The 21,968-nt window shown below is 68.4% G+C and carries 14 protein-coding genes; 1 reads left to right on the top strand and 13 read right to left on the bottom strand.

The genetic code is table 11. The features are described from left to right. The first annotated feature begins 16 nt into the window (after positions 1-16). The gene (locus tag DN388_RS23640) at positions 17-2,098 is read left to right on the top strand and encodes an ATP-binding protein (RefSeq protein ID WP_255002387.1); all 2,082 of its coding nucleotides are present in this window, start codon (positions 17-19) and stop codon (positions 2,096-2,098) included. Here DN388_RS23640 and DN388_RS23645 read toward each other — a convergent pair. From DN388_RS23645 to DN388_RS23705, 13 genes are all read right to left on the bottom strand, one after another. Continuing rightward, a complete protein-coding gene (locus DN388_RS23645; protein WP_255002389.1) occupies positions 2,050-3,018 on the bottom strand; it encodes a lysylphosphatidylglycerol synthase domain-containing protein in 969 nt (322 codons plus the stop codon). The genes DN388_RS23640 and DN388_RS23645 overlap by 49 nt on opposite strands. Further along, complete coding sequence (gene clsB, locus DN388_RS23650) at positions 3,015-4,226, bottom strand: cardiolipin synthase ClsB (RefSeq protein WP_255002391.1); 1,212 nt, start codon at positions 4,224-4,226, stop codon at positions 3,015-3,017. The genes DN388_RS23645 and clsB overlap by 4 nt, the downstream gene beginning before the upstream one ends. Continuing rightward, the gene (locus DN388_RS23655; RefSeq protein ID WP_255002393.1) at positions 4,223-5,005 is read right to left on the bottom strand and encodes an endonuclease/exonuclease/phosphatase family protein; all 783 of its coding nucleotides are present in this window, start codon (positions 5,003-5,005) and stop codon (positions 4,223-4,225) included. The genes clsB and DN388_RS23655 overlap by 4 nt, the downstream gene beginning before the upstream one ends. Further along, positions 5,002-6,630 (bottom strand): response regulator, encoded by a 1,629-nt coding sequence (locus tag DN388_RS23660; protein WP_088515376.1) that lies wholly within the window; start codon positions 6,628-6,630, stop codon positions 5,002-5,004. The genes DN388_RS23655 and DN388_RS23660 overlap by 4 nt, the downstream gene beginning before the upstream one ends. A gap of 117 nt (positions 6,631-6,747) precedes the next feature. Beyond that, positions 6,748-7,800, bottom strand: coding sequence for a lipopolysaccharide assembly protein LapB (locus DN388_RS23665; RefSeq protein ID WP_054915374.1), 1,053 nt, complete (start codon positions 7,798-7,800; stop codon positions 6,748-6,750). 113 nt (positions 7,801-7,913) lie between these two features. Next, positions 7,914-9,488, bottom strand: coding sequence for a methyl-accepting chemotaxis protein (locus DN388_RS23670; RefSeq protein ID WP_043862919.1), 1,575 nt, complete (start codon positions 9,486-9,488; stop codon positions 7,914-7,916). A 129-nt stretch (positions 9,489-9,617) separates the two neighbouring features. Further along, positions 9,618-12,077: a TonB-dependent siderophore receptor gene (locus DN388_RS23675; protein ID WP_255002397.1), complete on the bottom strand. Its 2,460-nt coding sequence runs from the start codon at positions 12,075-12,077 to the stop codon at positions 9,618-9,620. Positions 12,078-12,137: 60 nt separating this feature from the next. Continuing rightward, entirely contained in the window at positions 12,138-14,369 is a 2,232-nt protein-coding gene (locus DN388_RS23680) for a TonB-dependent receptor (RefSeq protein ID WP_255002400.1), read from the bottom strand. Positions 14,370-14,636: 267 nt separating this feature from the next. Then, positions 14,637-15,695: an ABC transporter substrate-binding protein gene (locus DN388_RS23685; RefSeq protein ID WP_043862916.1), complete on the bottom strand. Its 1,059-nt coding sequence runs from the start codon at positions 15,693-15,695 to the stop codon at positions 14,637-14,639. Beyond that, positions 15,692-16,837 (bottom strand): LLM class flavin-dependent oxidoreductase, encoded by a 1,146-nt coding sequence (locus tag DN388_RS23690; protein ID WP_255002401.1) that lies wholly within the window; start codon positions 16,835-16,837, stop codon positions 15,692-15,694. Before DN388_RS23690 ends, DN388_RS23685 begins: the two co-directional genes overlap by 4 nt. Before the next feature lie 183 nt (positions 16,838-17,020). Further along, positions 17,021-18,844: an ABC transporter ATP-binding protein gene (locus DN388_RS23695; protein ID WP_255002403.1), complete on the bottom strand. Its 1,824-nt coding sequence runs from the start codon at positions 18,842-18,844 to the stop codon at positions 17,021-17,023. Beyond that, complete coding sequence (locus DN388_RS23700) at positions 18,837-20,615, bottom strand: ABC transporter ATP-binding protein (protein ID WP_255002405.1); 1,779 nt, start codon at positions 20,613-20,615, stop codon at positions 18,837-18,839. Before DN388_RS23700 ends, DN388_RS23695 begins: the two co-directional genes overlap by 8 nt. 55 nt (positions 20,616-20,670) lie before the next feature. Further along, positions 20,671-21,888 (bottom strand): acyl-CoA dehydrogenase family protein, encoded by a 1,218-nt coding sequence (locus tag DN388_RS23705; RefSeq protein WP_058540681.1) that lies wholly within the window; start codon positions 21,886-21,888, stop codon positions 20,671-20,673. Positions 21,889-21,968: the final 80 nt, after the last annotated feature.

The raw sequence follows: 21,968 nt of genomic DNA on the forward strand, positions 1-21,968 counted from the left end.
GGAAGCGCACCCGATCATGCACACCCCCCACTCTGAAGCGGCCCCGAACCTGTCGGGCGGCATGAGCGATGCGGTACGCCAGTTCGACTGGAGCCGCACCGCCCTGGGGCCGGCGCCGCAATGGCAGGCTTCGCTGCGCATCGCCGTGGACATGCTGCTGGCTTCCAAGTTTCCGGGTTGCCTGGTGTGGGGCCCCGAGCTGATCAGCATCCACAACGACGCGTTCGTGCCCTTGCTCGGCGCCAAGCCGGCGCCGCTGGGCAAGCCGCTGAGCGTGATCTGGAGCGACGTGTGGGACGATATCAGCGCCCTGGCGAAGCGGGCCTACGCCGGCGAAGCGGTGTTCATGGAAAACTTCGCGCTCGATACCGACCGCAACGGGGACGTGGAGCGGGCGTACTTCACCTTCTGCTACAGCCCGGTGCGCGACGAGTCCGGCCAGGTGGCGGGCTTTCTGAACACCGTGTTCGAAACCACCGAGACGGTCAGAAACGAGCAGGTGTGGCGCGAACGCGCCGATGCCTTCGAACAGAAGATCATGGAGCAGACCGCAGACCACGAGCGCATCTGGGAGCTGTCCAGCGACATCATGATGCTGGTGCGCGAAGACCTGCAGATCTACGCCATCAATGCCTGCGGTCGCGAGCTGCTGGGCTGGGACGATTCGTTCATCGGCAGGCCGGTGCTGGAGCTGTGCCATGTCGACGACCGGCCGGGCATCGAAGCGGTGCACCAGCAACTGCGGGCCGGGCAGACCGTGCAGGGCTTCAAGTGCCGCTACCGTCACCGCGACGGCCACTACCGCTGGTTCAACTGGTCGATCGTGCCCAGCACCGGCATCTATACCGCCATCGGCCACGACATCACCCTGGACCAGGAGCGCGCCGCGGCCCTGGTGCAAGCCGAGGAACTGCTGCGCCAGAGCCAGAAGATGGATGCCGTGGGCCAGTTGACCGCCGGCATGGCACACGACTTCAACAACCTGCTGACCGGCATCAGCGGCAGCCTGGAAATGATCGAGCGGCGTATCGGCAGTGGTCAGCTGGACGGCCTGGATCGCTACATCGCCGCCGCCAAGGAGGCGTCCCAGCGCGCGGCGGTGCTCACCCACCGCCTGCTGGCGTTCGCCCGGCGCCAGCCCCTCGACCCGCGCCCGGCAGACCTCAATGCCCTGGTGCACGGCATGGACGCCCTGATCCGCCAGACCCTGGGCCCGGACATCGCCCTGCAGCTGAAGGTCGAGCCGCAGCTGTGGCGCACCCTGGTGGACGCCAACCAGCTGGAAAACGCCTTGCTCAACCTGTGCATCAACGCACGCGATGCGATGCGCGCCGGCGGGCGCCTGACCATCAGTACCGGCAACGAACGCTACGATGCCCGGGTCGCAGGCAGGGACGGCCTGCCCCCTGGCGACTACTGCTCGCTGACGGTCGAGGACGACGGCCAGGGCATGAGCCCACAGGTGATGGAGCGCGCCTTCGAACCCTTCTTCACCACCAAGCCCGTGGGCCAGGGCACCGGCCTGGGCCTGTCGATGGTGTACGGTTTCGTGCGTCAGTCGGGCGGGCGGGTGTGGATCGAGGCGTCCGATACCGGCGGCACCCGCATCAGGCTGGTGCTGCCACGCTACTGTGGCGCCGACAGCCAGTCTGCGGCCAGCGTACCGGTGCCGGCCAAGGTCAGCGTGCGGGGCAAGGGGCGGATCCTGCTGATCGATGACGAACCGACCCTGCGCATGCTGATCAAGGAGGTGCTGCAACAGGAAGGCTACGACGTGATCGAGGCCGTGGATGGCCGGTCAGGCCTGGCGGCGTGCCTGGCCGGCCCGCCGGTCGACCTGCTGATCACCGACATCGGCCTGCCCGGCGGTTTCAGTGGGCGCCAGGTGGCCAGCGAGGTGCGCCGGCACAACCCGCAGCAGAACATACTGTTCATCACCGGCTACACCGACGAAGCCATCGCCCAGCGCGACACCCTCGAGGCGGGGGTGGAACTGCTGACCAAGCCCTTCCCGCTGGACCGCCTGCAGCGCAAGGTCAAGGCCATGCTTCAGCGCGCCGAGTCGCGCGGGCCGGGGGCCGGCACGCCGGCGCCCTGACTGGCCACGCGCTCCAGCAGCAGGTAGACGACGCAGGCCACCAGCAGCGGCAGCAGAAAGTACAGTACGCGGTAGGCAATCAGCGCCGCCAGCAGGGTGCCTTTGGCGTACTGGCCCTGCAGCAGGGTGATGAACACCGTCTCCAGCACCCCCAGGCCTGCCGGAATATGCGTGATCACCCCGGCAATGCTGCTGATCATCAGCACCCCGACGATGCTCGGGTAGCCCACCTTGTCCGGCAGCAGGGTGTAGATCACCAGCCCCATCAGCAGCCAGTTGCATGCCCCCATGACGGCCTGCAGCAGTGCCAGGCGGATGCCCGGCAGCGTGAGCATCTGCCCGCGCACCTGCCAGCTGCGGCGCCTGGCGAACGCGCAGGCGCCCAGGTAGGCCGCAGCGGCCAGCAGCATCAGCACACCGATCACGCGCAGCCCGCCGGTGCCGATCTCCATCCCCGCCGGCAGGCGCGGCAGGCCACAGGCGAACAGGCTGCCGGCCACCAGCAGGTAGCCCAGCCAGTTGGTCACCAGGCCCAGCCCGAGCAGGCGGCTGATGGTCGGTACATCCAGGCCCAGGCGCGAATACAGGCGATAGCGCAGGGCAACCCCGCCCACCCAGGCACTCAGGTTCAGGTTGAACGCGTAGCACACGAAGGCCAGCGGCACGACCTGGCGCGCCGGCAGCTGGTGGCCGGTGTAGCGCCGCCCCAGCAGGTCATAGCAGCTGAACAGCACGAAGCTGCACGCCGCAATCGCCCCGCCCAGCAGCAACACCCCGGGCGGGTAGGACACCAGGGCGTGACGCACCTCGCCCCAGTCCTGGTTGCGCAGCAACATGAACAGCAATGTCGGTATCAGGATGAAGAACGCCAGGGTCAGGGCCCGGCGCGCCCATTGCCAGTGTGTGCCGGAAAGCTTCATGACAGCGGCTCCTGCAGCGCCGCTGGCGGCTGCAGCGGCTTGAGCCGGGGCTGGTGCGCAGGCAGCCAGCCGACGATGGCCGGGAACAGCCGGGTGAAGTGGAACGCCATGAAGATCAGCGGCGCGCGCCACCAGTAGCCGCGCAGCACCCGTTGCAGGGTCACCGGCTTGCATTGGCTGTGGGCCAGCGCCTGCAGGTGCTCGCCCAGCAGCTGGTTGAAGGCCTGGTCGCGGATCACCAGGTTGGCCTCGAGGTTCAGCGACAGGCTCAGCGGGTCGAGGTTGCTCGACCCAACCGTGGACCACTCGCGGTCCACCACCGCGACCTTGCCGTGCAGCGGGCGCTCGCAGTACTCGTGAATGCGCACGCCGTCGCGCAGCAGGTAGTTGTAGAGCATGCGCGAGCACAGCCGCACCAGCGGCATGTCGGGCATGCCCTGCAGGATCAGGGTGACGTCCACGCCACGCCGGGCCGCATTGCGCAGGGCCCGCAGCATCCGGTAGCCGGGGAAGAAATAGGCGTTGGCGATGATGATCCGTTCGCGCGCGGTGACGATGGCGCGCATGTAGTGCTGCTCGATGTCGGTGGGGTGCTCGGCGTTGTCGCGGATGCACAGGCACATGCGCGTCTGCACGCTGTCGGCACTGATCGGCGGCGCCCGGCGCCACCAGCCCCGGGGCCGCACAGGGCGGGCGCGCTGGGCGTCGAGCAGGGTCAGGGTGGCCTGCTGCAGGTCGGCCACGATCGGCCCCCGTACCCGCACGGCGTAGTCCTGCTTGGCCATCGGCCCGAAGTCGGCCAGGTGGTCGGCGCTGTAGTTGATTCCGCCGACAAAGGCAGTGTGCCCGTCGATCACCAGGATCTTGCGGTGCAGGCGGCGGAACAGGTTGGTGCGCAGCCCCAGCCGCCGCGGGCTCGGGTCGAACGCCTGCAGGTGCACACCGGCCTGGCTCAGCGCCAGCAGAAAGGCGTTGCTCAGGTCGGCGGTGCCATAACCGTCCACCAGCACCTCCACCTGCACGCCGCGTTGCGCTGCCTCGATCAATACCTGTTGCAGCTGCTTGCCGACCTTGTCTTCGAAAATGATGAAGGTCTCCAGCAGCACCTGCTCCCTGGCATTGGCAATCGCCTCGAAGGCGGCCGGGAAGTACGCCTCGCCATTGATCAGCAATTGCACCTCGTTATCCTCGCGCCAGTCGGCCTTCATAGCAGTACCTCCACGAACAGCGGCAAGTGGTCTGACAGGTGCGACCAGGGTTTGCGCCCCATCACCCGGGGTTGCCGGGCCTGGGCGTTGCGCACATAGATACGGTCCAGGCACAGCAGTGGCCAGCGCGCCGGAAAGCTGCGTGCGGGGCGCCCGTGGGCCTGGGTGAACACCTCCACCAGGCCGCAGCCGGCCAGGTGCTGGTCGGCGCGCTGGCGCCAGTCATTGAAGTCGCCCGCCACGATCACCGGCGCTTCGGCGGGCAGGCTTTCCAGCAGCCGGCACAGCAGGCGCAACTGCTTGACGCGCTGGCGCTCATCCAGCCCCAGGTGCGCGCACACGGTATGCAGCGGGCGCTGGCCGGGTACATCGAGCACGGCGTGGAGCAGGCCGCGGCGCTCGCTGCCGGTCACGCTCACATCGAGGTTTTCGTAATGCCGGATGGCGAACTTGGACAGCAGCGCATTGCCGTGCTCGCCGTCCGGGTACACCGCGTTGCGCCCGTAGGCGTACTGCGGCCACAGGCTGTCGGCCAGGAACTCGTACTGCGGCACGTGGGACCAGTCCGGGTGGCGGCTGGCATGGCCACGGTGGCTGCCCAGCACCTCCTGCAGAAACACCAGGTCGGCGTCCTGGCTGCGCACGGCCTCGCGCAGCTCGGGCAGCACATAACGCCGGTTGAACGCGCTGAAGCCCTTGTGCACATTCACCGTAAGCACCCGCACGGCGTGCTCGGTGATCTGCCGGCCGGCCACCGGCGGGGGCTGGGGCAGGCTCATGGGGCGTTGCCCGGGCCGAGCATCTGCGCCACCTTGCGCGTCAGCTGGGTGAACTTGAAAGGCTTGTTGATCATCTGCATGCCCGGGTCGAGAAAGCCCCGGCACGAGGTGGCGTTTTCGGCGTAGCCGGTGATGAACAGCACCTTCAGCCCCGGGCGCAGCTTGCGCGCGATCTCCGCCAGCTGGCGCCCGTTCATCCCCGGCAGCCCCACATCGCTGATCAGCAGGTCGATCGGCCGGTCGGAGCGCAGAACCGACAGTGCCAGGCTGGCGTCGGCCACCTCGCAGCACTGGTAGCCCTGCTCGGCGAGGGTCTCGTGGACCAGCTGGCGCACCGTGTGGTCGTCTTCCACGATCAGCACGCGGTTGCTGCCATTGGCCTCCGGCGGCGGCCCGGGGGCGGGCGCTGGCGCGCCCTGTACATCCCCCACATGCCGCGGCAGGTAGAGCTCGACCTGGGTGCCATGGCCGATGCTGCTGTACAGCGCCACGTGCCCCTGGGACTGGCGACTGAAGCCATACACCATCGACAGCCCCAGCCCGGTGCCCTGGCCGATGGGCTTGGTGGTGAAGAAGGGGTCGAAGGCGCGGTCCACGCTGCTTTGCGGCATGCCGCAGCCGTTGTCGTGCACGCTCAGCAGCACATAGTCGCCGCTGGCCAGCGGATGCCCGCCAGGCAACGGCTTGCCCTGGCGACGGTTGCCGGCGTGGATGCGCAGCTCACCGCCGTTGGGCATGGCATCACGGGCGTTGCTCAGCAGGTTGTCGATGGCTTCGCGCAACTGCTGCGCGTCCACCTCGATGTGCCACAGGTCGGCGTCGAGGCTGACCTGCAGGTCGATCTGTGGGGTCAGCAGGGCGCGCAGCTGGTCGCCGTCCAGCAGGCTGGCCAGGCTGACCGGGCCCGCATCCAGCGGCTGACGGCTGGAGAATGCCAGCAGCCGGTGGGTCATGCTGGCGGCGCGCTGCACCGCCCCCAGGCTCATGTCGATAAGCTTGGGCAGGTCTTCCTGGCGGCCCTGGGCAAGGCGCCGGCGGATCAGCTCCACGCTGCCGCCGATGCCGGTAAGCAGGTTGTTGAAGTCGTGGGCCACACCGCCGGCCAACTGGCCGATGGCTTCCATCTTCTGCGTGTGGCGCAGCTGTTGTTCGTCTTCGCGCAGGTGGCGCAGTTGCTCTTCCACCCGTTGCTCCAGGTCCTGCAGGCGGGCCGCGCTGTACTGGGCCTGGTACTGGCGACGGCGGGCGCGCAGCGAAGCGTGGGTCAGGGCCAGCAGGCCGCTGGGCTGGAACGGGCATGCCAGCAGGAACAGGTTGCCCAGCGCCGTGTGCAGGTCGGCGTCCGGCGCCCGGGCCGGGCTGGTCAGCAGCACCACCGGCAGGTCCGACCAGGCGGGCTGGGTACGCAGGTAGTTGTGCACGGGCGACTGCACGAAGCCGCCCAGGGACTCGTCGGCGATGATGGCCAGCCCCGCGCCCTGGCCCAGGGCATCGGCCATCTCGTCCAGGTCGCGGGTGGCCAGCGCCTGTATGCCGGCTTCGTCGAACAGGTTCAGCGCCAGGCGGCTGAGGGTGGGCGGGGCAAGTATCAGTGCGCGTTCGCCGTTTGGCACCGAATTGTTCACGGGCGATCTCCTTTGATAACGCACAGCCAGGCGATTGCCTTTTTATCCATGCACTATCACTGGACACGCCACTTTCGGCGGGGTTCAAAACGCTTGCGGGAGCCCGGACGAGGGGCCTCAGAGGCCTTGCTGCACCAGCGGATCGTCCGGGTTCTGCTGCTCCAGCTGGGCCAGCAGCACCTGCACGTTCTGCAGCTGGCCGGTCTCTTTCCAGTAGCCGATCAGCAGCACCCGCGCCTTGCGGTTGGCCGGCTGGCGGGCGAGCAGGGTTTCGAGCTGCTTCTGCGCCACCTCGACCTGCTCCAGGCTGTGCAGGGTCAACGCCAGGGTATAGCGATACTCGGCGTTGTCCGGGTCCAGCGCCAGGGCCCGGTCGAACGCCAGCAGCGCGTATTCGTGCTGGTCGTGGCGCATCAGCCACAGGCCCAGCTCGTGTTGCAGGAAGGCCGAGTCTGGGTGGCGCTTGAGCGCCTGGGCCAGCAGCTCGCGGGAGGCATCGGCGTGGCCCTGGCTGTCGAGCAGGCGCACCTTGGCCGCCAGTGCCTCGAGGTCGTCGGGGGCCAGCGCCAGCGCTCGCTCCAGTGCCTGCGCCGCCTCGTCGTCATGGCCCTCGTGCACGTACAGCCGGGCCAGGTGCACCTGGGCTGCGGCATCGTCGAGCTGCTTGAGCAAGGCCTGCTGGTACTGCTCCAGTGCCTGCTGCAGCGGGCCGTAGTACAGGCCGACATCGTCCGGGCCCAGCCCCAGCAGCGCATCGACCGCGGCAAAGCGCACGCTCTGCTCGGGGTCTTCGAGCATCGGCCCCAGCAGCACGCTGCGCTGCGGCGCCGGCACCAGCGCGCTGATGCTGGCGATCGCCGCGCGGCGCACCAGCGGGTCGTCGTGGCTCAGGTCCTGGTCGGCCAGCTTCAGCGCCAGCGGCGAAGGGTAGTTGGGCAGCTCGGCATGCAGGCTGGCGCGGCGAATGCCCGACAGGTCGGCGCGCGCCAGTTGCTGGTACAGCACCCGCGCCGCCCCCGGCTGCCCTTCATGGGCCATGGTCAGCGCCTTGGTGTAGCCATGGCTGGGGGCCGGCGCGGGGGCCGGGGCGTCACCCAGCCAGCCGTAGCCCAGCCCGATGACGAGCAGCACGAGTAGGCTGAGCAGTGTATAGAGGCGCGGTTTTGACATGCGGCATCCGGGCAGGCGGGGTGGGGCAAGCTTGGGTCAGCCAGGAAACGGAGTCAATCCGTTTTCCCCCTTCACCTGCCCGCGCCCTGCGCCGCAGCCCGTGCCGCGAGCCGTCAGGTGCGAAAATGCACCACCAGGCTCTGCAGGTCGCTGCCCAGGCGCGCCAGTTCGACGCTGGAGCTGGCGATCTCGCTGCTGGCCAGTGCCGACTGGTCGGCGGTTTCGCGCACATGCAGCACGTTGCGGGTGATTTCCTCGACCACCGTGGTCTGTTCTTCGGCGGCGCTGGCGATGCGCAGGCTCATCTGCTGGATGTCCGAGACCTGCCGGGTGATCGCCGCCAGCGCATCGCCGGTGTTGCGCACCCCGGTCACGGTCGACTGGGTCTGCTCCACGCTGGACTGCATGATCTGCGTACTCTCGTTGGCAATGCGCTGCAACTCGCCGATCAGGTGCTCGATCTCCTCGGAAGACTGCTGGGTACGCTGGGCCAGGCTGCGCACCTCGTCGGCCACCACTGCGAAGCCGCGCCCGGCCTCGCCGGCACGCGCCGCCTCGATGGCGGCATTGAGCGCCAGCAGGTTGGTCTGCCCGGCCACGGCCTTGATCACCCCGAGCACGCTGGCGATACGGTCGATTTCCTGGTGCAGGCGGCTCATCGACTCGGCCGACACCCCGACCTCGCCGGCCAGCGCCTCGATCTGCACGATGGCATTGCGCGAGATGCCCGAGGCGCCGCTGGCTTCCTCGTCGGCCTGGCGGGCCGCCTGGGCCGCGTCTTCGGAGTTGCGCGCCACGGCCTGCACCATCGAGGTCATCTGGTTCATGGCGGTGGCGACCCGGTCGGTGTCGCTGCGCTGGCTGTCGGTGCCGGCCTGGGTCTGGGTGGTGATGGTGGCCAGCTGGCTGGCCGATACCGCCAGTTGCGAGGAGCCGTGACCAATGCGCGTGATCACCTCGCGCAGACGCTGGCTCATGTCGCCGATGGCGCGCAGCAGCTGGCCCAGTTCGTCACGCCGATGGCTGTCCAGCTGCACGGTGAGGTCGCCGTGGGCGATGCGCTCGGCCGCCTCCAGGCTCTGGCGCAGCGGGCGCACGATCTGCCGGCCGATCAGCCAGGCGATCAGGGTGCCCAGCACCAGGGTCGCGACGGTCACGCCCAGCAGAATCGAGACCACCGTGGCCACGCTGGCGGCAGCGCGCTCCTCTTCCTTCTTGTACAGCACGTTGATGCTGCCCTGCAGGTCGGCCAGCAGGGCGTTGGCCTGCACCACCCGGGCGCTGTCGGGCGGGTCCAGGGCCAGGGCGGCCTGGTGGGTGGTGATGTAGCCCTGCAGGCCGTCGGCCAGTTGCTGCACGGTCTGCAGGTCTTCGGCGGGCCAGGCGCCGCGCTGCACGTCCTCGAGCACCGCGTTCAGTGCGCTGTGCAAGGCCTGCTGGTGGGTCTGGTGGGTGTCCAGGTGGGCGGCCTGGGGCGCCAGCGCGTACTGGTAGTTGGCCTCGCGGGCAAACACCGTTTCGTCGAACAGGGTGCTCAGTCGGTTGATCCGCTCGAACGAAGTCTTGTCGTTGTGCAACCCCTTGAGGCCGGTGGCGGCCAACCACACCGCCAGGGCCAGCATCAGCCCGAAGCCCAGTGCCAGTTTGCGGGTGACGGTGAGGTTTTCCAGTGAAAGTACGCGCAGCATGAACGCTCCTTAGAGTGGGGGGAACGTGGTTCCCGCCACACTATAGAAGCGCTGTCGCAGTGGATGAAGGCTAAGTGCCATACATCACGCCAAACGTTGATCCAGCTCAATTTTATTGTCGGACAAAACTCAGAAGTCGTAACTCAGGCTGGTGTAGTAGAACGCGCCCTGGGCGCCCTCGGGCGAGGTGATCGAGTACTTCTGCACCCCGTACAGGGTCTGGCCTTCGAGTTTGTCGGGGTGGCTGTCGAACAGGTTGATCGCACCCACCGAGACCTTCAGCCCCTGGTCGAAGCGGTAGCTCAGGTCCAGGTCGGTGATCCACTGCGCGCTGAAGGTCTGGTCCAGGTCGGGGTTGCTGGCATTGAGGCTCTGCCATTCACCGTAGCGGCGCTGGGTCAGGGTCACGCCCCAGTTCTGGTACAGCCAGTTGGCGCTGAGGGTCAGCTTGGTGTCGGGGGTGCCGTGCTCGATCAGGCCCTGGGTGGCGCGCCCGACGATCTGGTTGCCGGCAATGCCGCCGGCATCGCGCAGTTCGGTGATGCGCGTGCGCGTCTTGGCGAAGCCGGCGTTCAGGTCCAGCCGGCCGTACTGCGCCAGGTCCCACTGGTACTGGCCGGCCAGCTCGATGCCGTCGGTGCGGGTGTCGGCAATGTTGGTATAGAACGCCGCACTCTGGATGTTGGCATACGGCGTACCGGCGAAGATCGGCCCCACCACGTTGGCCGGCAACTGGTCGGACAGGGTGATGCGGTTGTCGATGTCGATGCGGTAGGCGTCCACGGTCACCGAGGCGTTGGCCAGCGGGCGCCACACCAGGCCCAGGGAGTAGTTGGTCGACTCTTCGGGCTTGAGCGCGCGCCCGCCCAGCAGCGCGGCCTCGGGGCTGTCGGCACGCAGGGTGCGCTGCTGCACCTCGACCCAGTTGCCGCTGCCAGGTGGCTGCTCCACCACCTGCACGCTGAACGAGGACAGCCCGCTCTGCACCAGCGAAGGGGCGCGGTAGCCGGTGCTGAGGCTGCCGCGTGCGGCGATCTGCGGGGTGAAGTCGTAGCGCAGCGACAGCTTGCCGTTGGTGGTGTCGCCAAAGTCCGAGTAATGCTCCGAGCGCAGCGCCACGCCGGCCTGGAACTTGTCGGTGAGCTGCCCTTCGAGGTCGACATAGGCGCCGAACACCTTGCGCTCCAGCGACGCGGCATCGACGTTGGTGATGCCCGAGTAGTAACCGGGGATCGGCCGCCCGCTGACCGGGTCCAGGCTGCCGAACAGCGGCCCGTTCTGCCAGCCGGCCGCCTCGCCGGCGCCCAGGTGGTAGTTCTCCTTGCGCCAGGCCAGGCCCGCCGACAGGGTCAGCGGCCTGGCCAGCAGGTCGGTGGGGAAGTCGCGCACCCAGTCCAGGGTCAGGTTGGTCTGTTGGTTCTCGCGCTCGCCGGTGTAGATGCTCGACGGGCTGGCCGTGCCCCAGCTGGGGTTGATGGCGTTGCGGTCGGTGGACTTCAACGTGTCGTTGCCGTAGTTGGCAGCCAGGTCGAACGTGCCCAGGGTTTCGTCCTCCCAGCGCAGGCCGCCGGTCATGGCATAGTCTTGGAGGTTGTAGCGGGTGACCGGCAGGCGCCCGTCCGGGTAGCGGCGCAGCGCATCGCTGCCGTAGTTGCGGGCCAGGGTGGTGGGCGGGTCGAAGAAGCCGTCGGCGTCGGTGTTCTTGTGCGCATAGGTGGCAAAGCCATAGGCGGTCAGCCCTTCGCCCAGGCCGATTTCGCTGTTGGCCACCAGGTTGTACTGGTCCGAGACATTGCCCGAGCCCCAGCGCCAGGTGCGGTAGCGGTTGTTCTGCTCGCGCGGGGTATCGGTGCTGGTGCTGCCGGGGTAGAAGATCCGGTTGTCGGGGTTGGTGTCGCTGGCCGGGTCCTGGCTGCCGGCATCGAAGCTCAGGGTCAGGAAGCCATCGTTGGGCAGGGCCAGGCCCTTCCAGCCGCTGAGCTTGCGCTGCAGGCCGTCGCCCTTGTCGTAGCCGCCGAAGCGATAGCCCACGTTGCCGCCGTCGTCGTTCTCCTTGAGCACGATGTTGATCACCCCGGCGATGGCGTCCGAGCCGTACTGGGCGGCGGCGCCGTCGCGCAGGATCTCCACCCGCGACACCGCGCTGAGCGGGATCAGGCTCAGGTCCACGGCCGCTGCGCCACGCCCGTTGGCCAGGCCCTGGCGGGTCACGTTGGCGCTGGTATGGCGGCGCTTGCCGTTGACCAGCACCAGCACCTGGTCCGACGCCAGGCCGCGCAGCGAGGCGCCCTGGGCGATGGAGCCGGCGAACGCGCCCTGGGGCGACTGCGGGAAGCTGAACGAGGGCGACAGGGCGGTCAGTGCGCCGGACAGGTCGCTGGCGCCGGTGTCCTGCAGCTTTTCGGCGCTCAGCACATCCACCGGGGCTGCGCTTTGCAGCGCGGTGACGTCGCTGCGGCGGGTGCCGACCACGACCACGGTATCGAGCTTGTCATCCGCGCCGGGTGCGGCCTGGGCAGAGCATTCGGGCACGGCAACGCTGCCGATGACCAGCGCGATGGCGCCGGCCAAGGGGGTGGGACGCAACATGGGGTGTACTCCTTGCAAGGCAGTTGAAGTGCGCCGGCAGCCTGCCGCCGGCGCGTTCGATCAGAATCGGCTGGTGACGCTGACGCCGACCGTGCGCGGGTCGCCGTAGGTCAGCACGTACTGGCCCTGGGGGCCGTTGGGCCGGCCGTGCACCTGGTAGCGGCGGTCGGTGAGGTTGTTGACGAAGCCGGTCACGCTGAGCTTTTCATCCGCGCTGAACCAGGTCAGGCGGCTGTTGGCCAGGGTGTAGTGGGGCTGGCTGAGGGTCGGCTCGGCGCTGCTCTGGCGGTTGGCCAGAAAGTACTCCTTGTCGCGAAAACTCACGTCGGCGCCGGCCACCAGCTTGCCGCCGATCGCCAGCGGGATGGTGTAGTCGGCGCCCAGCGACACCACGTTGCGCGGCGAGCGCACGAAGCTGTTGCCGCTGTAGTCGGCGGTCACTTCGCCGGTGGTGGGGTTGACGTTCTTGAAGTCGGTGTACTCGGTGTCCAGGAACGACACCGCCGCGCGCAGGTGCAGGTAGTCGGTGGGCTGGCCCTCGATCTCCAGCTCCGCGCCCTTGACCTTGCCCTTGGCACCGTTGGTGAGCGCGGTGGTGAGCACGCCGCTGTTGACCGTCAGCAGGTTGACCTGGATGTCCTGGTAGTCGTAGTAGAACAGGTTGGCGTTGACCGTCAGGCGGTGGTCGAACCACTCCGATTTCAGGCCCAGCTCGTAGGCATCGAGCTGTTCCGGGTCGACCGTGGTCAGCTGCGCCAGGTTGCTCGACAGGCCGGTGTTGAAGCCGCCGGAGCGAAAGCCGTGGGCATAGCGAAAGAACACCCGCAGGTTGTCGTTGATGCGGTACTCGGGCGTCACATCGTAGGTCCAGGCGTCCCAGCGCTTGCTCTCGTCGCGGTTGCCGTTGGCGCCCGCAGCGCCCAGCGGCACCAGCGGGCCGTTGGCGCTGGTGCGGGTGAGCTGGGCCAGGTCCAGGTCGATGCTCTTTTTCTCGGTGGTCCAGCGCAGCCCGCCGGTCACGGTGAAGTTGTCGCTCAGGTCATAGGCCAGGTTGCCGAACAGCGCGTAGCTGTCGGTCTTGTGGGTGTAGTCGAGGCTGCTCAGGTCGACCCCGCCGATCTGGTTGGAGCCGCTGCCGTTGGGCGTCGGGCCCGGGGTCACGAAACGCCGGTCGGTGCTGTCGAGGGTTTCGTGAAAGTAATGGGTGCCGAGCATCCAGCGCAGGGTTTCCTGCTGCGGGGAGGCCAGGCGAAATTCCTGCGAGTACTGGTCGTAGCGGTTGTCGGTGTCGCTCGCGCCGTTGACCTCGTAGGGGGTGTAGTCGGCGTCGGTCAGCGACTGCTGGCGGATAGAGTCGTAGGCGGTGATGGAGGTCAGCCGGTAGTCGCCGATGTCCCAGTTCAGGGTCAGCGAGGTGCCGTCGTGGTCGAGTTTGGAGTGCTCGTCCACGTTCAGCTCGATGCGCCGCCCCTGGGGGCGCTGGTAGCCGACGTTGTAATAGGTGCCCAGCGGCAGCGAACCGCTGCTGCCATCGCCCTTGAACTGGCGCCCGTGGAGCTTCCACAGCGCCTCCAGGTCCGGGTTGAGCCTGGCCAGAAACTGTACGCGTACGGCCTTCTTGTTGACGTCGCCATAGGTCTGGTCGTTGGTCAGGTTGTGGGTGAAGCCGTCGCGCTCCTCGGAATACAGCGACACCCGGCCGGCCAGGCGTTCGTCCACCAGGGTGCCGCCCAGGGCGCCGTTGAGGATGCGTTCGTTCTTGCTGCCAAAGCCGATGGTGCCGAAGCCGTCGGTGTCGAAGGTGGGCTTTTTCGAGATCACGTTGACTGCCCCCGCCGTGGTGTTCTTGCCGTACAGGGTGCCCTGAGGGCCGCGCAGCACCTCGATGCGCTCCAGGTCGAACAGCGGGCCGCCGCCGGCGACGGGGGCGTTGAGGTAGACGTCGTCGGCATAGATGCCCACCGGGTAGACCGTGGCGGCGCCGGTGTCGCCGGTGCCCAGGCCGCGGATGTACCAGCGCGGGCGGCCATCGCCATCGGGGTTCTTGGCCGAGGCGTTGGGGATGAAGGTGGTGATGTCGCCCATGGCGCGCACGCCGTCGGCGGTGATACTGGTGCCCTGGACCGCGCTGACCGCCACCGGCACTTCCTGCAGGGTTTCTTCGCGGTGTTGTGCGGTGACGGTGACGGTCTTGAGTGCCGGCGTGGTGCTGTCGTCGGCGTGGGCGGTGCTGGTGCCTGCGAGCAGCAGGCCCAGGCCGATGCCCCTGGCCAGTGGATGAAGCTGATGCATGGTGTGGCTCCCCGAGTGTGGCTGATACGGGGCTAGAGCAGGGTTTGTGCCATGTTTGCAAGCTGTTGATTTACATGGGGTTTATCGGGTGTTTCGGGGTGGGTTGCTAGTGGTGCAGCAGGGGGCTGTGGAATGCCTGCTGCTGCAGCAGCAACCGGTTGGCAAGGCGGCGCCTTGCATCGCGGGTCAAGCCCGCTCCCACACGGACCGTGCGAGTCCTGTGGGAGCGGGCTTGACCCGCGATGGGCTGCAAAGCAGCCCCAGCAATCAGGTGGCCACCCGCGACGTCGACCCGATCACCGCCTCCAGCACACTGAAATCGATCCAGTCGCGCACATCGAAGCGCCGCGCAATGAAATGCCACCGATGCAGAAAATCGGTGAAATCCTGCAGCGCCTCGATCGAGCGACTGTCCAGCGTGGTGCGCAGGCGCCGGTGCGCGTCCTCGCCATACGCCGCCGCCACCCAGTACTCGCTGGTGTTGAGCTCGCGCGCCAGGTAGCGCCGGGTTTCATCGGGGTTGGCCCAGGCCCACTGCTCGGTACGCAGCACCACGTCGACGATGCGCGTGCACGCGCCGAAATGCTGTTGCAGCAGGTTCAGGTCAACAGTCAGGGTGCGCGGCGTGCCGTTGTTGGAACGGATCAGCGGGTCGGGGTGCGAGCCGGTGTCGATCACCACCCGCAGGCCGAACTCGTGGGCCAGTTGCAAGGCCGAGGCCCCCTTGAGGAAAATCGCGTCGATGTCGCCGCGCAGCAGCCCGATCAGTTCGTTGTTGCGCCGGCTCACCCGGTTCATGCCCAGGGTCACCGTGGCGCCATGCACATGGGTGACCTGCTCGTCGCTGTGGGTGCCGCCGTAGGGGTAGTCCACCAGCTCCACATCGGCCACGTCCAGGCCTTCGAGCCTGAGCGCGTTTTCCAGCCCGCGCAGGGCCTGGGCGCGGGTGAAGTCGATCTGCACGTTGGCCCACTTGGGCAGGCCGAAGCGGCGGTTCTTGAGGTCGCGCACGCTTTTCACGCCGCTGTCCTCGGTGGTCAGGATCAACTGCACCTCATCGGCCCAGCTCAGCCCCAGCACGCGGGTCTGCACGCCGCTGGCGTAGGCCCAGATCGCCGGAATGTTGCCGCCGTGGCGCACCGAGTTGGGCAGGTGATGGTCGTAGTGGGCTTCGCGCACTTCGCGCTCGCTGGACTCGCGCAGCGACTGGATCGAGGTGCCCAGCGGCTGGAACGCCTCGGCCAGGCGCCCGGTCTGCACGGCGATGCCAAGGCCGGTCGGCACCGGGCTGTGGGTGTACCAGAGGGTATCGAGAGGGGTGGTCATAGGGGCATCGGGTCCTTGATGGGTTGTTGTTGCACCAGCGGCAGCACTTCCTGGCCGATGCGCAGGGCTTCTTCCAGGTGCGGGTTGCCGGCCAGGATGAAGGTCGAGAAGCCGGCGTCGCGGTACTCGGCCAGGCGTTCGGCGATGTTCTGGTGGCTGCCCACCAGGCCCACGGTGGGGCCGGGCTTGGCCTTGGCGAAACCGGCCCACAGGTTTGGCCCCAGAATCAGGTCGTCGAAGCGCTGGATGTTCTGGTGATAGGCGCTCTGGCGGGCGCCGCCGACCGAGTCGCTGGCAGTGCTGAAGGTGCTGGAGAGGGCGCTGGGCCTGCCGTCGAGCTTGTCGAACTGGCGGCGCAGGTCGCGCCAGGCGGCCTCTTCGGTTTCGCGGGCGAACAGGTCCACGCGCAGGCCGAAGCGCACCGTGCGGCCCTGCCTGTCGGCCAGCTCGCGCACGCGCTCGATGTGCGGCCTGAGCTGCTCGATCGGCTCGGCCCAGTTCAGGTACACGTCGGCGTGGCGTGCAGCCACGTCCAGGGCCGGGTCGGAGAAGCCGGAGAAGTACACCCCCGGCTTGCGCACATGGGCCAGGTGCTCGGGCAGGGCGCCGTTGTCCAGTTGATAGACCTCGCCCTGGTAGCTGAAGTGCTCGTTGCGCCACAGGCCGTCGATGATGTCGAGAAATTCGCCGGTGCGCCGGTAGCGCTGGTCGTGGTCGAGAAAGTCGCCCTGGGCGCGCTGGCTGGCGGGGTTGCCGCCGGTGATGATGTTCCAGTCCAGGCGGTCGTGGCTCAGGTGCTGCAGGATGGCGGCCTGCTGTGCGGCGTAGGCGGGCAGGGTCCAGGCGGCCTGGAAGGCGATCAGAAAGCGCAGGCGGCGGGTTTCGCGGGCCAGTGCGGCAGCCACGATCCAGGGTTCGGGGCCGGTGGGCAGCAGGGCGCCTTCGAAGCCGGCCAGTTCGGCGGCCTTGGCCACCTGGGCGATGTAGTCGATATAGGTGAAGCCGTCGGGGCGGCCGTCTGCCAGCCGGCCGGGTGCGATATGGCCGTGCTGGTGGCTGAAGCTGCCACGGTTGTGCCGCTCGGTGCTCAATTGCGGCCCGTCGGTGCCCAGGGGCAGGCGCCAGAAGAATTCGGTGCTCATGGCTGTTCCTCGGTGAATGTGCCAGAGGTGGTGCAACCGTCATGCCACGCGGTGCGGGCCCGGTTTTGCGGGGGGTGGGCGGCTGCACTGCTGCCAGGGCAGCAGTGCAGCAGCAGTGGGTGCGGCGGTTGCAGCACCAGAGCAATGCCCCCCTGTGGGAGCGGGCTTGACCCGCGATTGGCCCTAACCGGCCCGCGCATAGCTGCGATGCAGCGCCGCATACGCCCCACCCCTGGCCAGCAACTGCGCATGCGGCCCTTGCTCCACCAGGCGGCCCTGGCCGATCACCACGATGCGGTCCGCCTCGCGAATGGTCGCCAGCCGATGCGCGATGATGATCGCCGTGCGCCCCTCGCACAGCCGACGCAACGCCCGCTGGATGCGTCGCTCGGTATGCACGTCCACCGCCGAGGTGGCTTCGTCCAGCACCAGCACCGCGGGGTCTGCCAGGTACGCCCGCACCAGGCACACCAACTGACGCTGCCCATGGCTCAGGTGCGCGCCCAGCGCCCCCACCTGGGTCGCGTACTGGTGCGGCAGGCGCTCCAGCACTTCATCGGCGCCCAGCTCGCGGGCCGCCGCGATCAGCGTCGCATCGTCCGCCCCCGGTGCTGCCAGGCGCAGGTTGTCGAGGATGCTGCCGGCAAACAGCACGTTGTCCTGCAGCACCACACCCACGTGCCGGCGCAACTGCTGCTGGCTCAACTGGCGAACATCGATGCCATCGAGCTTCACCGCGCCGCCGTCCACGTCATAGAAGCGCGTGAGCAACTGCACCAGCGTGCTCTTGCCATGCCCCGACGGCCCGACCAATGCCAGCACCTCGCCGGCCCGTATGTGCAGGTCCAGCCCGTCGATCACCGGCGTTGGCGCCTGACGCTCATAGGCAAAGCGCACCTGCTCGAAGCGCACCTCGCCACGCGCCCTGGGCAACGCCACGGGCACCTGCGGGTCGAGAATCTGCGGCGCGGTGTCCAGCAGCAGAAAGATCCGCTGCGCCGAAGCCGAACCGGTGGCATAGCGCTCGAACAGGTCGGTCAGCTCCTGCAACGGCCCCAGAAACAGCATCACGTAGAACAGGCTTTCACCCACCTGGCCTACCGTCACCGAACCCTCGGCCAGCCCGTAGCCACCCACCAGCACCAGCACCGCCATGCCCATCGCGGCCAGCAGCGCGGTGAACGGCGCGAACCAGCCCGAGCGCAGGCTGCCCAGAATCAGCGCGCGGTTGAAGTCGTCCAGCAGGCCCTGGTAACGCTGCAGGTTGGCCTGCTGCCGGCCGGTCTGCTGCAGCAGGCGCACGCCGCTGACGCTCTCCACCAGGTGGGCGGTGAAGCGGCTGCGGTTTTCCGCGACCTTCGCCCAGTTGCGCTGGGCGATACGCTTGAAGCCCCAGGTGGCGAGCAGCAGCAACGGCACGCTGCCGATCAGGCTGAAGAAGAACAGCGGCTCGATCAGCCACAGCATCACCGCCGCCAGGCTGCAGCGCAGCAGGGCGCCGAGCAGCTCGGGCGGGCCCTGGATCAGCAGCGGCTCAAGCGCGTCCACGTCGCGGTCGGCCCGCGAAATGATGCGCCCGGCGCGGGTGCGGTCGAAGTAGCCCACGCTCAGCGCCTGCACGTGCGCAAACACCCGCACGCGCAGGTCGTTGAGCACGCTGATCGCGGCGCTGCCGGCGATGTACTGCGACAGCCCCGCCAGCACGAAGCGCCCCAGCCAGCTTGCCGCCAGGCCCGCGCCCAGCCACAGCACCAGCGGCGGGTCCAGCAGCCAGGCGTTGCCGTCATGGATCAGCCCGTGATCGAGCAGCTCGCGCACGAACCACGGGCGCAGAAACACGGTGAACACCAGCACCAGCTCCAGGCCGATCACCCAGCCGATCTGCCGGCGCACCGGGCGCAGCAGCGGCAGCAGGCGCCGGAACATGCTGCGGTCCAGGGCCTTTCTTGCCAGCAATTCTTCTATCTCGATATCGCTCAGGGCAGTGCCCGCTTGCGGCTTAGCCATGCTCGATCCCCAGCAGTTCACGGTAGGTCGGGTTGCGTTGCAGCAGCTGCGCATGGCTGCCGCTGTCGGCAATGCCGGTACTGCTCAGCAGCAGCACGCGGTCGGCCAGTTGCACGGTGCTCAGCTTGCTGGCGATCAGCAGCAGGGTCGGTGCATGCCCATCGCTGCGGCGCTGGCGCAGGGTGTCGAGCACACGCTGTTCACTGATCGCGTCCAGCGCGCTGGTGGCGTCGTCCAGGCACAGGATGTCGGGGGCCGCCAGCAGGGCGCGGGCCAGGCACAGGCGCTGGCGCTGGCCGCCCGAGAGGGTCACGCCACGGTCGCCCAGCGGCGTGTCTAGGCCCTGGGGCAGGCGCGCCAGCACGTCCTCGGCGCTGGCCTGGCGCAGTGCATCGAGCAGTTGCGCGTCGCTGGCCGTGGGCGCACCCAGGCGCAGGTTGGCAGCCAGGCTGTCGGCGAACAGAAAGCTCTCCTGGGGCAGCACATGCACGCGCCGGCGCAGTTCATCCAGCGCCAGGGTGCGCACGTCGTGCCAGCCCCGTGCAGCGCTGCCCAGCAGCACGCGGCCCTGGTCGGCCTCGGTCAGGCGCGGCAGCAGGCTGGCCAGCAGGCTCTTGCCGGTGCCCGTGGCGCCCACCAGCGCGACCACCTCGCCGGGTTCTATCTGCAACGAGCACTGGCTGAGCACCGCCTGCCCACCGCCGGGCGCTGCCACGCCGACAGCCTCCAGCTTCAGGCCCAGCGGCCCCGGGGGCAGCGACTGCTGACCGCTGACGATGTGTACCGGCGCATCGAGCAACTGCCAGATACGCTCGGCCGAGGCGCGCGCGTCGGCGAAGGTCTGCATCACCCGGCCGATGCCTTCGATGCGAAACACCAGGGTGGTGGCGATCAGCAGCGAGGTCACCAGCTCGCCGATGCCGATGCGCCCCTGGGCCACCAGCTGCGCACCGACCACCAGGATCCACACATGCCCCAGCGCCACCACCGCCTGCGGCAGCGGTATGCGCGAGCTGGCGTAGGCCAGCGCCTGGCGTGCATGCCCGGCAAACACCTGCACCTGCGCGGCAAAGCCCTGGATGCGCTGGGCCTGCAGGCCGAACGACTTGATCACCCGTACCGCGCCGATGCCTTCGGCCAGGTCCTGGTTGACCCGGTCGTAGGCGGCGCCCACGGCACGGTCCAGTGCCACCAGGCGCTCGGTCTGGTGCACGAAGATGCCCAGCCCGAGCACGGTCAGCAGCAGCGGCCCCAGGGCCAGCCACGGGTCGTACCAGGTCAGCAGGCCGACGGTGGCCAGCACCACCAACGGGGTTTCCACCAGTTGGCGCCAGAAGCTGATCAGGGCATCGCGCACCTTGTCCGCATCGCGGGTGGTGCGGGTGACCATCTCGCCCATGCCGTGCTGCCAGTGGTAGCCCAGGTGCAGGGCCTGCACCTGGGCCAGCAGGCGCTCGCGCAGGCGCGTGAGCAGCGCCTGGCCGAGCACCAGCGAGCCGATGGCCGCGGCGTACTGCAACACCGCGCGGCCCAGCGCCACCGCGCCTATCAGCCAGAACCAGTGCCAGGCCAGGCGTGCATCCAGGCTGCCATCGGCCAGGCGCACCACGGCGGCGCCGGCACTCACGTCGTTCAGCGCATGGCCGATCAGCCATTGCTGCCAGACCAGCCCCAGGTTGATGAAAACGAACAGCCCGGCGACCAGGGCGAAACGCCAGGGCATTTCGCGGTAGATCGCCAGGCTGCGCAGCAGCGGGTGTCGAGGGCTCATGGAAAACTCGAGACAAAGGGGAAAGCAGGCGCAGGGCAGGCCCCGCGCCCGGTGTTCAGCGGCTGGCGCCCGCGCTCTGCCTGGCGGCGAGAATGGCGGTGTATTCGCCCGGGTCGATGCCGTTGAGGTAGTAGTTGCCCACGTGGTGCAGGCGCCAGCGGATCGGGTCGTGGGTGGTGTGCACCCGCGCATTGCGCCAGAAGCGGTCCAGGTTCCATTTGCTCAGCGAAGCGCTGGCCCCCAGCAGCGAGAAGATGTCGCTGGAGATCTTCAGCGAGGCGGCATCCGAGTGCGCCCGCGCGGTGGCTACCGAGAGAATCAGCTCGTCCTGCAGGGCCTTGTCGTCGGGGGCCAGCTCGTGCGCATCGAAGGTCCGTGCGGCATCGCGCAGCAGCGATTCGGCGGCGCGCAGGGCCACGGCGTATTCACCGACCTGGCGGATGATGTGCGGCTCTTCGCTGGCGCGCTCCACCTCGCTCTCCACCCACGGGCGCGCGTGCTGGTTGAGGTAGTCGATGCCGGCCTGCAGGGCGCCGGCGGCGATGCCGGTGTCGATGGCCGCGTGCAGTATCTGCGGGAAGGTCAGCCCGGTGCGCTTCATCGGGCCCTGGCGGCGCAGCACATAGCGCTCGTCCAGCTCGATGTTGTCGAACTGCACCGTGCCGCTCACCGAGTTGTTCTGGCCGAAGGCGTCCCAGTCGTCGAGCAGGGTCAGGCCCGGCGTGTCGCGGTGCAGCAGCACCCCGGCGCCGCCGTCGTCGCTGGCGGCGGTCAGCGAGATCCATTCGGCCAGGTACGAGCCGGTGGAGTAGAACTTGCTGCCGTTGAGCACCAGCTTGCCGTCTTCGCGGCGCTCGATGCGAGTCTTGAGGGCGAACTTGTTCTTGCCGCCGACCTCGGCCAGGGCGTTGCCCAGGCGCTTGCCGGCGAGCAGGTCGGCGATCAGGCGCTCGCGCACTTCATCCGGGTAGCCGCTGAGCACACCGCGCAGCATCACGTTGTGAATCTGCAGCAGTTGCCCGACACCGCCGTCGGCGGCGGACACGATGCGCACGGTCTCGACGATGGTCTGTACCGAAGCGCCCAGCCCGCCGAACTGCGCGGGCACGCCGATGGCGGTCAGGCCGCTGTCGGACAGCAGCTGGGCCTGGCGACGCGGCAACTGGCGGTTGTTGTGCCGGTCGCGGGCCAGCTCGGCGATCTGGCCGGCGATTTCATGGGCGGCGGCGATGGCCTGGGCGGCGCTTTCCAGGCGGCGGGGCGGGGTACTCATGCTGGGGCTTCCTTGAATGAACAGGTTTCAGGCCCTTGAGCAGGTTCTGTGCCACACGCCGCAAAGCCTTGTGCCACAAG

It is taken from the genome of Pseudomonas sp. S12(2018), from assembly GCF_024355235.1.
GTDB classification, from domain to species: domain Bacteria; phylum Pseudomonadota; class Gammaproteobacteria; order Pseudomonadales; family Pseudomonadaceae; genus Aquipseudomonas; species Aquipseudomonas palmensis.